General features: G+C 59.0%; 13 protein-coding genes. 9 read left to right on the forward strand and 4 right to left on the reverse strand.

The window, feature by feature from the left end:
- Window positions 1-24: 24 nt before the first annotated feature.
- From uvrC to ACI2KB_RS05410, 3 genes are all read right to left on the reverse strand, one after another.
- Complete coding sequence (uvrC, locus tag ACI2KB_RS05400) at window positions 25-1,848, reverse strand: excinuclease ABC subunit UvrC (RefSeq protein ID WP_404632164.1); 1,824 nt, start codon at window positions 1,846-1,848, stop codon at window positions 25-27.
- 1 nt (window position 1,849) lies between these two features.
- Window positions 1,850-2,494, reverse strand: a complete 645-nt coding sequence (gene uvrY, locus ACI2KB_RS05405) for a UvrY/SirA/GacA family response regulator transcription factor (RefSeq protein WP_404632166.1) — start codon at window positions 2,492-2,494, stop codon at window positions 1,850-1,852.
- Between the two features lie 183 nt (window positions 2,495-2,677).
- The gene (locus ACI2KB_RS05410) at window positions 2,678-3,043 is read right to left on the reverse strand and encodes a helix-turn-helix domain-containing protein (protein WP_404632168.1); all 366 of its coding nucleotides are present in this window, start codon (window positions 3,041-3,043) and stop codon (window positions 2,678-2,680) included.
- An 82-nt stretch (window positions 3,044-3,125) separates the two neighbouring features.
- Between ACI2KB_RS05410 and ACI2KB_RS05415 the strand changes: the two genes are divergently transcribed.
- On the forward strand, window positions 3,126-3,359 hold the full coding sequence (locus ACI2KB_RS05415; protein WP_404632170.1) for a DNA-binding protein: 234 nt from the start codon (window positions 3,126-3,128) through the stop codon (window positions 3,357-3,359).
- Window positions 3,360-3,443: 84 nt separating this feature from the next.
- Here the strand turns inward: ACI2KB_RS05415 and ACI2KB_RS05420 are convergent, their stop codons facing one another.
- A complete protein-coding gene (locus tag ACI2KB_RS05420; RefSeq protein WP_404632172.1) occupies window positions 3,444-3,893 on the reverse strand; it encodes a GNAT family N-acetyltransferase in 450 nt (149 codons plus the stop codon).
- Between the two features lie 140 nt (window positions 3,894-4,033).
- On the opposite strand from ACI2KB_RS05420, the gene ACI2KB_RS05425 reads away from it, so the two are divergent.
- The 8 genes from ACI2KB_RS05425 to ACI2KB_RS05460 all read left to right on the forward strand — a co-directional run bounded on the left by ACI2KB_RS05425 (window position 4,034) and on the right by ACI2KB_RS05460 (window position 13,392).
- Window positions 4,034-4,177, forward strand: coding sequence for a hypothetical protein (locus tag ACI2KB_RS05425; protein WP_404632174.1), 144 nt, complete (start codon window positions 4,034-4,036; stop codon window positions 4,175-4,177).
- Between the two features lie 325 nt (window positions 4,178-4,502).
- A complete protein-coding gene (locus ACI2KB_RS05430; protein WP_404632176.1) occupies window positions 4,503-5,588 on the forward strand; it encodes a 3-deoxy-7-phosphoheptulonate synthase in 1,086 nt (361 codons plus the stop codon).
- 163 nt (window positions 5,589-5,751) lie between these two features.
- Window positions 5,752-6,033 carry a peptidylprolyl isomerase gene (locus ACI2KB_RS05435; RefSeq protein ID WP_404632178.1) on the forward strand — a complete coding sequence of 94 codons (282 nt, stop codon included), beginning with the start codon at window positions 5,752-5,754 and terminating at the stop codon, window positions 6,031-6,033.
- 338 nt (window positions 6,034-6,371) lie between these two features.
- A complete protein-coding gene (locus tag ACI2KB_RS05440; protein WP_404632180.1) occupies window positions 6,372-8,240 on the forward strand; it encodes an extracellular solute-binding protein in 1,869 nt (622 codons plus the stop codon).
- Window positions 8,240-9,304 (forward strand): microcin C ABC transporter permease YejB, encoded by a 1,065-nt coding sequence (locus ACI2KB_RS05445; protein WP_404632182.1) that lies wholly within the window; start codon window positions 8,240-8,242, stop codon window positions 9,302-9,304. Before ACI2KB_RS05440 ends, ACI2KB_RS05445 begins: the two co-directional genes overlap by 1 nt.
- Entirely contained in the window at window positions 9,304-10,326 is a 1,023-nt protein-coding gene (locus ACI2KB_RS05450; protein ID WP_404632184.1) for an ABC transporter permease, read from the forward strand. The genes ACI2KB_RS05445 and ACI2KB_RS05450 overlap by 1 nt, the downstream gene beginning before the upstream one ends.
- Before the next feature lies 1 nt (window position 10,327).
- On the forward strand, window positions 10,328-11,911 hold the full coding sequence (locus tag ACI2KB_RS05455; protein WP_404632186.1) for an ABC transporter ATP-binding protein: 1,584 nt from the start codon (window positions 10,328-10,330) through the stop codon (window positions 11,909-11,911).
- 62 nt (window positions 11,912-11,973) lie between these two features.
- Window positions 11,974-13,392 carry a sigma-54 interaction domain-containing protein gene (locus tag ACI2KB_RS05460; protein WP_404632188.1) on the forward strand — a complete coding sequence of 473 codons (1,419 nt, stop codon included), beginning with the start codon at window positions 11,974-11,976 and terminating at the stop codon, window positions 13,390-13,392.
- Window positions 13,393-13,400: the final 8 nt, after the last annotated feature.

A 13,400-nucleotide genomic window follows, 5' to 3' on the forward strand; every position in this document is an offset into this window, starting at 1 on the left:
CTGGCTACAAGGTGAGCGGGCATTCTACTCGCTGTGCAGGCTGGCATAAATCGACTCTGCAAGCTTTTTGCTGATTCCAGGCGCCTTGGCGATTTCTTCAATGCTCGCGCGGGACAATTCCTGCAACCCGCCGAAGTGCTTCAACAGGTCGCGACGCCGTGTCGGCCCCACCCCTGCCACGCCTTCCAGCGTCGAGGTGCGACGGGTCTTGCCTCGACGAGCACGGTGCCCGGTAATCGCAAAGCGGTGAGCCTCGTCGCGGATCTGCTGAATCAAATGCAGCGCAGGAGAGTCTCCACGCAGGGTGAATTCGTTGGCCGCTTCGTTGAGGTACAGCGTCTCGAAACCGGCCTTACGCGTCGTACCTTTCGCCACGCCCAGCAAGATAAGATCGGGCACCGCCAGCTCATTCATGACCTCGCGCGCCATGTTCAACTGCCCTTTGCCGCCGTCCACCAGCAAAATGTCCGGGAGCTTCCCTTCCCCGTCCTTGATCTTGCCAAAGCGCCGGGTGAGCGCCTGATGCATGGCCGCATAATCATCGCCGGCTGTCACGCCTTCGATGTTGTAACGACGGTAGTCTGACTTGATCGGCCCTTCAGGACCAAAGACCACGCACGATGCGACCGTCGCCTCGCCGCTGGAATGGCTGATGTCATAGCACTCAAGACGTTGCGGCGGCTCGTCGAGCTTGAGCACGTCTGCCAATGCGTCGAACCGGGCGGCAACGTGTTGTCGGTTCGCCAGGCGCGCTGCCAGTGCCTGCTCGGCGTTGGTGACCGCCAGTTGCTGCCAGCGTGCCCGCGTGCCGCGCACCCGATGGCTGATGGTGATCTCGCGACCACGGGACGCCTCGATGGCTTCGATCAACGCCGGGAAATCTTCGTTGACCACGTTGACGATCACCTCGCCCGGCAGCTCGCGCTCGCCACCGCCCAGAAAGTATTGCGCCAGAAATGCCGACATGACTTCGCCGACCTCTTCTTCAATGCCGACTTGGGGGAAAAAGTTCTTGCTGCCCAGCACCCGGCCGCCCCGTACGCTGATCAAGTGCACGCACGCCCCACCCGGGTTGACGAATGCCGCCACCACATCGACATCACCGGTTCCGCCTTCCATGCTTTGTTGGTCCTGAACTCGGCGCAGCAACGCGATCTGATCGCGTAATTCGGCAGCGTGCTCGAAATCGAGGGCCATCGCGGCCTTTTCCATCGACGCATTGAGTTCGTCACTCAACGCATTGCTGCGCCCTTCCAGGAACATGACCGAGTGACGCACATCTTCGGCATAAACCAGAGGCTCGACGAAGCCGACGCACGGCGCCTTGCAGCGCTTGATCTGATACTGCAGGCAAGGGCGCGTGCGGTTCTTGTAGAAGCTGTCTTCGCACTGACGCACATGAAAGGTCTTTTGCAGAATGCTCAGGCTTTCGCGAATCGCTCCGGCGCTCGGATATGGCCCGAAATACCGCCCTTTCGCTTTCTTGGCACCACGATGAATGCTCAGACGCGGAAACTCGCCGTCGGACAAATGCACATAAGGGTAGGATTTGTCGTCACGCAACAGAATGTTGTACGGCGGCCGCGTTTCCTTGATCAGCGTCTGCTCCAGCAACAGCGCCTCAGTCTCGTTGGCGGTGATGGTGGTTTCGATCTGGGAGATGCGCGCAACCAGCGCACCGGTCTTTGGCGCGTGCCCTGTCTTGCGGAAATAGCTGGAAAGACGCTTCTTAAGGTTCTTGGCCTTGCCGACATACAGCAACCGCCCGTCGGCATCGAACATGCGATACACGCCAGGACGGCCACTGCAAGTGGCCAAAAAAGCGCTGGGATCAAACGGTGGGTTCATTTCAGGCGCTGGCATCGACCATGCCGTGACGGACAGCCAGCAAAGCCAGCTCTACGTCACTGCCAATCGACAGTTTCTCGAAGATGCGGTAACGGTAAGTGTTCACGGTTTTGGGAGAAAGGCAAAGCTTGTCGGAAATGGTCTGCACTTTTTGGCAGCCAACGATCATCAGGGCGATCTGGATTTCCCGCTCGGAGAGCAGGTCGAACGGCGAGTTGCTGGTTTGTGGCTGAAACGATTTCAACGCCAATTGCTGGGCAATCTGCGGGCTGATGTAGCGCTGGCCGGCGAACACCAGGCGAATGGCCTGAACCATTTCCGTCAGTCCTGCACCCTTGGTCATATACCCGGCGGCGCCCGCCTGCAACAGCCGCGTGGGAAACGGATCTTCCTCGCACACGGTCACAGCCACCACTTTCATGTCAGGGTGGCTGCGTATCAATTTACGCGTGGCCTCCAGCCCGCCGATGCCAGGCATTTTCACGTCCATCAGGACGACATCCGGTTTAAGCTCACGAGCCTTCTTGAGAGACTCCTCACCGGATTCGGCCTGCCCAACGACCTGAAGACCGTCGATGTCCGCCAGCATGCGCGTGATACCTGTCCGAACCAGATCATGGTCATCGACAACCAGCACCCTAATCAAGCAGACACCTCACGGAACGATTTATGACGAATGCTCGCCACCTTAGCAAAAAGAAAGTGCATGACCTAGCGCGAAAACGTTGTTCGACTGGCCATGACAGATGGTCTGTAAAGATACTGACACGCTAGCATTACCGACCACTGAACTTGCAAAAAATCTTCAAACGCACGCTTGCGAGCGAACTCAGTCCTCCTCCGGTTCAGGCTTTTTTTCAGGCGCGTAGGTGGCCTTGTATTCGGCCAGCGTGGTGGTCAGGCGCCGAATGGCATCCTGATCTTCTTTGACCAGCGTTCTGTAGCTGCCCAGCACCCACTCTTCCACTTCACTGAGGTTTTCGATTGGCGCGGGTGTCCGCGAACCGGTCAGTACATACAGGACATCGACGCCCTTCGCCGCGACGGCTGCCAGATAATCGGCCTTGGGCGTGCGGTCACCATTTTCGTATTTACCCTGCGCATTGGGCTCGACACCGCCGATTTCTCCAAACGCTCGTTGTGATAACCCCAAGCGCTCGCGTTCTTCCCTAAGACGGGCTCCAATTCCACTCATTTGAATGCACAACCTTGTTGACCCCATCCTTACGAATGGTAGAATCCAGATAAATTTAAACAGACTTGAACGGTTTTGAACTATGCCCGGAATACGCACCGCAGCACAAGCCAAGGCCTGGCTGGAACAACAGGGTAAATCTGTTCAAGAGTTTGCCCGGGAAAACAGCGTTGACCCGGCCACGACTTACCAGATTCTTTCTGGCCGTAAGAAAGGTCGTCGCGGCGAATCCCATAAAGTTGCGGTGCTATTAGGAATGAAGATCGGCGTAATACCGACATCGCCGTCGACTAAGTCAGACATATCCTTGGAATAAGTTGTTTTCGGCTTTGTTCATGTAGGAATATTCTTCGCAAAAGAGAGTATGCGAGCGTTCAGTTGGAGTAACGACAACTGAACGCTAGTCGACGCGTTCCATCCAGAATAGCGCTGACTCCTCTCCCGCAAAGGTGTAACCCAGCCTCAAGTACAAGTCAGTCGCCGGGTTGCTCTTGAACACTTTCAAACGAGTACGCCCACACCCTCTGTCTCTGGCCATCTGCGAGACGCGATCCATGACCCATGCCCCTACCCCTTCGCCACGATGAGCCTCGATCAACTGGATATCGCGCACATATAAATATCCGCGCTCAATGGTCAGCCCCAGAAAGCCAATCACTGCGCCTTCTTTTTCAACCAGATAACTTTCACGGGTCCACCATTGAGCGTCGAATGCATCCGGCTGCCAGATCAATCCATAACGGGCGTAATATTCTCGCATGTTGGCGCGGGTCAGCTCTCGTGCAAACGCAAGATCCTCGGCCTTGGCCGGAGACAGACGAAGTCTTCGCTCTTTCAGTGCCGCTCTCATCGCTGCATTACTCTTTCCAGCCTCAGGCGACTCCAGTCTGGCCACGATTCAGACTCACCTCAATCATGATCATTGAAATTTCCAATTGATCGTCCGCATGCGCCTGAAGTAAGCTCGCCGACATTCCACGGAGACAAACCATGTTGCTTTCCATCCTTTCACAGCCTGCACACTCTGCCGACGCCTCGCGTCAGGCGGCGACGCTGGCTGCATGGGAAGCAACCACCGCTGGCTCCCCGGCTTCTTATTTTTATGGGTATTGGTTTAGCCACTGGCGCGCCTGATACCCAAACGGCGCCCACGAATCACGGGACGCCACCAGAGAACACTCTAACCCCCGGTCGGCCTCCCGACCGGGGGTTTTGTTTTTTTGGCTTCAACACACTGATCAACGCTTCGAATCGAGGAAACATCACATGAACTACAGCACCTATTACCGCAGCGACATCGACTTTGCATGGCGATTTAGCAACCTCCGTTCGGGACAGCCTGCCGCCTCCGATCGGTCACTCACAGGTGGCGAATCAACACGTACAGCCCTCACGACCCTTTGTCGAACACCCCAGTAGGTCCGCGCGGGAAACGCCCGCCGACCAGGAAGCCCTGCTCATGAATTCGTCCGTCGCTGCAAAAAATCTGTCAGACCTGCCAAGCCACCCTGTCACCCTGATCGACAGCCACCCTGCTCCCCTGCGCCTGCCCAGTACACTGGCTCTGAAAAACCAGTTGCCACTGGACGCCGCTTTAAACGCCCAAGTCGCCAGCCACCGCCAATCGGTGCGCGCCATTCTCAACGGGGAAGACACCCGATTGCTGGTGGTCGTTGGCCCCTGCTCGATCCACGATCCGCAATCGGCTCTCGAATACGCCGAGCGTCTGGCGAATCTGGCCACCGACGTCAGCGACCAGATGCTGCTGGTGATGCGTGCCTACGTTGAAAAACCGCGCACCACCGTAGGCTGGAAAGGCCTGGCTTACGATCCGCATCTGGATGGCAGCGATGATATGGTCGGCGGGCTGACGCTGTCGCGGCAATTGATGCGCGAAATGATTGGCCTCGGCCTGCCCATCGCCACTGAGTTGCTTCAGCCCATGGCCGCCGGTTATTTCGATGACCTGCTGAGCTGGGTCGCCATCGGCGCGCGCACCACCGAATCGCAGATTCACCGTGAGATGGCCAGCGGCCTGCACATGCCCGTCGGCTTCAAGAACGGCACGGACGGCGGCGTTTCAGTGGCTTGCGATGCGATCCGCTCTGCCGCTCACGCCCATCGTCATTTCGGTGTCGATCGCCACGGTCATCCGGCGATCATCGAGACTCAAGGCAACCCGGACACGCATATCGTATTGCGCGGTGGTCATGCCGGGCCGAACTACGACGCAGACAGCGTTGCCCGCGTCAACGCGAGCCTGGACAAAAATCGCATCGCAGCGCGAATCATGGTCGATTGCAGCCATGCCAACAGCGGCAAGGACCCGCTGCGTCAGCCACAGGTGTTCAACGACGTATTGCAGCAGCGCCTGGCGGGTGATCGCACCCTGATCGGCATGATGCTTGAAAGCCACCTGTTCGAAGGCTGCCAGCCTTTGAGCGAATCGCTGCGCTATGGCGTTTCCGTCACTGACGGCTGCCTGGGCTGGGAAGGCACCGAACGGTTGCTGCGCGATGCGGTCGACAAACTGCGCTACAGATAAGCCCGTGGCTGAGGGAAGCAGGCGAACGCCCACGCCTGCTGACTGCCTGTCGACCTTACTGACAGCCCCAATCGCGTTATCGGCGCATCCGTCGGAACTTTCCTCGAGAAAACCTGCACTTAATCCGGTAGGCTCTTCCCTTTTTCACAGGAGTAACCTTCCCATGGCTAAAGCCACTGCCCGCCACATCCTTGTATCCACCGAAGAAAAATGCAACGAGCTCAAGGCTCAGATTGAAGGCGGAGCTGACTTCGCAGAAGTGGCTCGTGCCAACTCCAGTTGCCCATCGAGCCGCCAAGGCGGTGACCTGGGCTCTTTCGGTCCGGGCCAGATGGTCAAGGAATTCGACACCGTGGTCTTCAGCGCCCCGGTCAATGTGGTGCAAGGTCCGGTGAAAACCCAGTTTGGGTATCACTTGCTGGAAGTGACCAGCCGTCAGGATTGATCCTGCAGCGGACATCTCGAAACGGCTCGCCCTGAAAAGCGGGCCGTTTCTATTTAGTGCGCCGCAAACCGGTGCTGTATCGATTCCGGCAAAGAACTTGCTTTATTTTGGCTCGTTCACGGATGTTTACCCGCATACGCGCGCGCAGCGCCTGTTCACGCTTGGAGCGTTCAGCCACCACAAGCAACGTGCGGTTACAAAGATCACGGTATTCCGGTACCTTGCCACCGGAGGTAACGAACAAGAACAAACGGAAAAAACCACCGGGCAGACGGCAATCGTTGGCCCATGACCTTCAACCCTGATGTTGTGCCGCAACGTCAGTCAGGATTTGTGTAATGCGTTTTGTTTTTTCATCGCTGATGGCTGCAACACTCCTCCTGGTTTCGGGTTTTCAGTCCCTGTCCGCCGCACCGCAACATGCCTTGACCGTGTACGGCGAAGCGCCGCGTTACCCGGCGAACTTCAAGCATTTCGACTACGTGAACCCCGATGCCCCAAAAGGCGGCAGCATGCGCCGTTCGGCGCAGGAAATCGGTCAGTTCGACCACATCATGCCGTACATCGATAAAGGGACCGGCGTCTCTCAGGTCAATGGCCTCCTTTACTCGCCCTTGGCGTTCAAGTCTCTTGACGAGCCTTACACCGTCTACGGCCTGATCGCCGAAAAAATGGAGCGGGCGCCGGATGGCATGTCGCTGCGCTTCTATCTCAACCCCAAGGCAACGTTTTCCGACGGCACGCCTATCACGGCCGAGGACGTGCGCTTCACTTATAACCTGCTGATGACCCAGGGCAGCCTGTCGTATCGCACCGAGTTCGGCGACGTTCAGGGCGTTGAAGTGGAATCGCCGACCACGATCCGTTTCGATTTCAAGAGCAACGAGAGCCGCACCCTGCCCCTGGACCTGGCGTCGTTGCCGGTGTTTCCGGAGCATTACTGGAAGGACAAGGATTTCGCCAACGGCGGCGGTTTCGAGATTCCAGTGGGCAGTGGTCCCTATCGCATCGGCAAGGTCGATCCGGGCCGCAGCATCACCTTCGAACGTAATCCTGACTGGTGGGCCAAGGACCTGCCAGTCAATCGCGGGCTGTACAACTTCGATCACTTCAGCGTCGAGTATTTCGGCGACACCGACGTCGCTCGCCAAGTTTTGCTGGGCGGCGGTTACGATTACAACCGCGAATATTCCGCCACCGGCTACGCGGTGCGTTACGACAGCCCGGCCCTGACCGAAGGCCGCCTGCAACGCGGGCAACTGGCACCGGGGGCGGTACAAAGCTCCCAGGGCTTCGTGTTCAATCTGGACCGACCCAAGTTTCAGGACCGCCGCGTGCGCGAAGCGCTGGCCATGCTCTGGGACTTCGAATGGACCAACAAACAGATGATGCGCAACGGCTACGTGCGTCAGAACAGCTATTTTTCCAACAGCGATCTGGCGGCCACTGAGCTGCCGAGCGAGTCCGAGCTGAAGATTCTTGAACCGCTGCGCGGCCAGGTTCCGCCGGAAGTGTTCACCACGGTGTTTCATACCCCGAAAACTGATGGCAGCGGCTTCATTCGCGATAAACAGCTACAGGCGCTGGCGTTGCTCGAAGAGGCGGGCTGGATGCCGAAAGGCGACAAACTGGTGAATGCCGCAGGCGAGCCGCTGAGTTTCACCTTCCTCAATGGCCAAAGCGGTTTCGAGAAGATTCTGCTGCCGTACAAGCGCAATCTTGCACAGATCGGCATCGATTTCGAAATCCGTCGCATCGACTCCGCGCAGTACCTGAACCGGGTCATGGCACGGGATTACGACATGATCGTCACCGGTTACGGCGTTTCGACCTCTCCCGGCCTGGAGCTGTACAACAACTTCGGCTCTAAAGTGGCCCGGGACTCAGGCTCCAGCAACTACATGGTGCTGCGAGACCCGGCCGTTGACAGCCTGATCGAAGGCCTGGCCAAGGCCGACAGCAAACCGGCCATGATCGATTATGCCCACGCACTGGACCGCACGTTGCAATGGGGTTTTTACTGGATTCCCAACTATTACCCGCCCGGCTCATCAACCGTGTGGTGGAACCGCTTCGGCATTCCCAAGGTACAGGCGGCCAACAGTGAAGCCATCGACACCTGGTGGGAATTGAGTCCGCAAGCGCTGACCAAAGACCAATTTGCCCAGCAACGTGGCAATTCGGCCCTGCCTTGGGAGATGAAGTGATGTTCGGCTATCTGATGCGGCGCCTGCTGCTGATCATTCCGACGCTGTTCGCCATTTTGCTGGTGAACTTTTTCATCGTGCAGGCGGCTCCCGGTGGCCCGGTAGAGCAGGCTATCGCCAAGCTGCAAGGTGTGGCGGGCGGCACGATTGGCGCCGGACACACGGAAACCATGAACGCGGGCCAATCCCGCGCCAGTCGGGGCCTGGACCCCAAACTGATCAAGGAAATCGAGCACCAATACGGCTTCGACAAGCCGCTGCACGAACGCCTGTGGCTGATGCTCAGTCACTATGCACGGCTGGATTTCGGTAACAGTTTTTTCCGTGGCGCCAAGGTCACCGACCTGATCCTGCAAAAGATGCCGGTCTCTATTTCACTGGGGCTATGGGCGACGTTGATCACCTATCTGGTGTCGATTCCGCTGGGCATTCGCAAGGCGGTCAAGCACGGCAGCCATTTCGACATCTGGAGCAGCACGGCCATTGTGATCGGTTACGCGATGCCCGCCTTTCTGTTCGCGATGCTGTTGGTGGTGCTTTTCGCAGGCGGCACATCGTTGAGCTGGTTCCCGGTGCGTGGCCTGGTGTCGGAAAACTTCGATCAGATGACCACGTTGGGCAAGATTGCCGATTATTTCTGGCACCTGGTCCTGCCGGTGGCCTCGCTGGTGATCGGTGGCTTCGCGACGTTGACCATTCTCACCAAGAACTCGTTTCTCAACGAAGTCACCCGGCAATACGTGGTCACCGCACGGGCCAAGGGCCTGAGTGAGCGTCGCGTGCTGTACGGGCATGTGTTCCGCAACGCGATGCTGCTGGTGGTGGCGGGCATTCCCCAGGCGTTCATCAGCGTGTTCTTTGCCGGATCACTGCTGATCGAGGTGATTTTCTCCCTCGATGGCCTCGGGCGCATGAGTTACGAAGCGGCTGTGTCCCGGGACTATCCGGTGGTGTTCGGCTCGCTGTTCATCTTTACCCTGTTCGGGCTGCTGATCAAACTGGTCGGGGACATCTGCTACACCCTGGTCGACCCCCGAATCGACTTCAGCGCGAGGAACGCCTGATGCGCAGACTGTCTCCGGTGGCTCGCCGACGTTTCGAGCGTTTTCGCAACAACCGCCGTGGCTGGTGGTCGCTGTGGCTGTTTTGCGGCCTGTTTGTCATCAGCCTGTGCGGCGAACTGATCGCCAACGACAAACCCTTGGTGCTCAGTTATCAACACGAACTGTACTTCCCTGCCTTCAAACGCTACACCGAGCAGGAGTTCGGCGGGCAACTGCCCTTCCAGCCGGACTACCGCAGCGACTACGTGCGCCAACTGATCAGCAAGGGCGATGGCTGGATGCTGTTCCCGCCGATCCCGTTCAGCGAAGACACGCCCAACTACGATCTGAACAAACCCGCGCCCAGTCCACCTTCCGAAATCAACTGGCTAGGGACGGATGATCAGGCGCGCGACGTGCTGGCCCGGGTGATTTTCGGTTCTCGGGTGTCGATCCTGTTCGCCCTCGCCCTGACGGTCATCAGCGCCCTGATCGGCATCGCCGCGGGGGCGTTGCAAGGCTACTACGGCGGCTGGGTCGATCTGATCGGTCAGCGCTTGCTGGAGGTCTGGTCGGGCCTGCCGGTGCTGTACCTGCTGATTATCCTGTCAGGTTTCGTCGAGCCGAACTTCTGGTGGTTGCTGGGGATCATGGCCCTGTTTTCGTGGCTGGCACTGGTGGACGTGGTGCGCGCCGAATTCCTCCGTGGCCGCAACCTGGAGTACGTGAAAGCGGCGCGGGCGCTGGGTCTGGACGACCGAAAAGTGATATTGCGACACATCCTGCCCAACGCCATGAACGCGACGCTGAGCTACCTGCCGTTCATTCTGACGGGCGCCATCTCGACCCTCACCGCGCTGGATTTTCTGGGCTTCGGCATGCCCGCAGGCAGTGCTTCGCTGGGCGAGTTGATCGGCCAGGGCAAGCAGAACCTGCAAGCGCCCTGGCTCGGTTTCACGGCTTTCTTCACGCTGGCGCTGATTCTGTCGCTGCTGGTGTTCATTGGCGAGGCGTTGCGTGACGCCTTCGACCCGAGGTCCTGACATGTCTGAAAACCTGATTGAAATCCGCGACTTGTCAGTCTCGTTCAATGGCAACACGGTGGTTAAAAACCTGAGCCTCGATATCCCTGCCGGGCAGTGTCTGGCCTTGGTGGGTGAGTCGGGGTCAGGCAAATCCGTCACCGCCCACTCGATCCTGCAACTGCTGCCGCAATCCGGAACGGTCAGCACCGGCAGCATCCGCTACCGCGGGCAGGAACTGCTGGGGGCCGACGGCAAAATGATGCGCCAGATTCGCGGCAACCAGATCGGCATGATCTTTCAGGAGCCGATGACCTCGCTGAACCCCTTGCACACCGTGGCCAAGCAGATTGGCGAGACCCTGTTGTTGCACAAAGGCCTGAGTGGCAAAGCAGCGCAGGCGCGCATCCTCGAATTGCTGGAAATGGTCGGCATTCAGCACCCCGAGAAGCGCCTGAAGGCCTATCCCCATGAGCTGTCCGGTGGGCAGCGTCAGCGAGTGATGATCGCCATGGCCCTGGCCTGCGAGCCGGAACTGTTGATCGCCGACGAACCCACGACCGCACTGGACGTGACCGTCCAGCGAAAAATCCTGTTATTGCTCAAGGCGTTACAGCAACGTCTCAACATGTCGCTGCTGTTGATCAGCCACGACCTCAACCTGGTGCACAGCATCGCCCAGAAGGTCTGTGTGATGCGCGCCGGTGAGATTGTCGAGCAGTCCAACTGCCAGAGCCTGTTCAAGCACCCGCAACACCCTTACAGCCGCCTGCTGCTGGATGCTGAACCGGCGGGCGAACCCCTGCCACGGGACACCCGCGAGAAAGTCCTTGAAGTGGACAATCTGCGCGTCTGGTTCTCGTTGGGGGGCGGGATTTTCAATCGCCACGTCGAGTACCTCAAGGCCGTCGACGACATCAGCCTCAGCATCGAGCGCGGCAAGACGCTGGGCATCGTCGGTGAGTCGGGTTCGGGCAAATCGACACTTGGTCAGGCAATCCTGCGTTTGCTGGAGTCCCGTGGCAGTATCCGCTTCAAGGGTCACGCGCTGGACCACCTGAACCAGAAACAGATGCGTCCGTGGCGCAAGCAGATGCAAGTGGTGTTTCAGGACCCTTACGGCAGTCTCAGCCCGCGCATGTCGGTGGCGCAGATCATCAGCGAGGGTCTGGAGGTTCACAGCGAACTGGACAAGGTGTGCTGCGAAGCCGAGGTGGTTCGCGTGCTGGAGGAAGTCGGGATCGACCCGTTGAGTCGGCACCGCTACCCGCACGAATTTTCCGGCGGTCAACGGCAACGCATCGCCATCGCCCGCGCTCTGGTGCTTAAACCTGCCCTGATTCTGCTCGACGAACCCACGTCGGCGCTGGATCGTACCGTGCAAAAACAGGTGGTGGCGTTGTTGCGTCAGTTGCAGGAGAAGCATGGCCTGACGTACCTGTTCATCAGCCACGATCTGGCGGTGGTCAGGGCACTGGCGCACGATCTGATCGTGGTCAAGGACGGCAAGGTGGTCGAACGTGGCGCCAGTCACGATGTGTTCGACGCGCCCCAGCATCCGTACACCAAGGAATTGCTGGCAGCGGCACATCCGGGTTTCAACTGAATAAAAGCGATCACCAGCAGTCTGTGCGGCCAGATGCCGGAACGGAACCGACGGAACAGTGCATGAAAGACAGTGACAGCCTCAAGGACTACCGGCGCGTACGTCGGCTCGCGATCCGTTCGCTGTTTGAAATCATCGAGCAGTCCAGCGAAGGAACGGTGATCGTCGACAAAGAGGCCCGTATTGTCTGGATCAACGAGCGCTATGCCCGGCGCTTCGGCCTCGACGACGCCAGCCGTGCCGTCGGCCAGCCCTGCGAGAAAGTGATCCCCGGCAGCTTGCTGCGCCAAGTGGCGAGCAACGGCCAGCCCATCCTGCTGGACATGATGGACACCGCCAAAGACCCGCTGGTGGTCATGCGCTTGCCGATCCATGACGACCTTGGCGGTGTCATCGGCGCCATCGGTTTTGCCTTGTTCGACGAACTGCATGCCCTGTCGCCGTTGCTCAAACGCTACCTGAGCATGCAACAGGAACTGGCCTCGACCCGCTCGCTGCTGCGTGCCCGGCAGGCCAAATACAGTTTTGCGCATTTCATTGGTACGAGCGCGGCGAGCCTTGAAGTCAAACGTCGCGCCCGTCGCAGCGCCAGTACCGAATCGCCGGTCCTGCTGCTGGGCGAAACCGGTACCGGCAAGGAGCTGCTAGCCCATGCCATTCACAACACCTCGCCCCGGGCGCACAAGCCTTTCGTCAGCATCAACAGCGCGGCAATTCCGGAAACCCTGCTTGAAGCCGAGTTCTTCGGCACGGCGCCCGGTGCGTTTACCGGCGCTGATCGCCGAGGCCGACAGGGCAAACTGTACCTGGCCGAAGGCGGCACGCTGTTTCTCGACGAAATTGGTGACATGCCCCTGCCCCTGCAAAGCAAGTTGCTGCGGGTGTTGCAGGAAAAAGAGTACGAGCCGGTCGGCTCCAACGAGATGATCAAAAGCGATATACGCCTGATCGCGGCCACGTCCACGGACCTTGAGGCGGCGATCAAACGCGGCGAATTCCGCGCCGATTTGTATTACCGCCTGAATGTCCTGCCGATCGAGGTGCCGCCTTTGCGCGAGCGTCTGGATGACCTGCCAGCCTTGAGTGAGGCCATTCTGGAAGAGCTGCGCAGCCAGCATGAACTGACCCCGGATGCCCTCGCGACCCTCGCCCGACACGCCTGGCCTGGCAACATCCGCGAATTGCGCAACGTACTTGAGCGCGCCGCGTTGCTCAGCGATGACCTGCATTTGAGTGCGCGTGACATGCACACCGCCATTGGCACGCTGATTCCCGCTGAAGCCCCTTCCTCGGCCGTGCAATCCGCCACCGAATCGACTGAGACCTACAGCAAGGCGCGAGAGCGCTTCGATCGAGAACTGATCCAGGCAAAACTGGCGCAATGTCGCGGCAACGTGGTGCTGGCGGCGCGTCAGTTGGGGCTGGGGCGGTCGACGCTGTACAAGAAGATGGCGGCGTTGGGGATCGCTGAGTCTCGTTAGAGAGACAT

The organism is Pseudomonas sp. NPDC088444 (assembly GCF_044900175.1).
Classification (GTDB): domain Bacteria; phylum Pseudomonadota; class Gammaproteobacteria; order Pseudomonadales; family Pseudomonadaceae; genus Aquipseudomonas.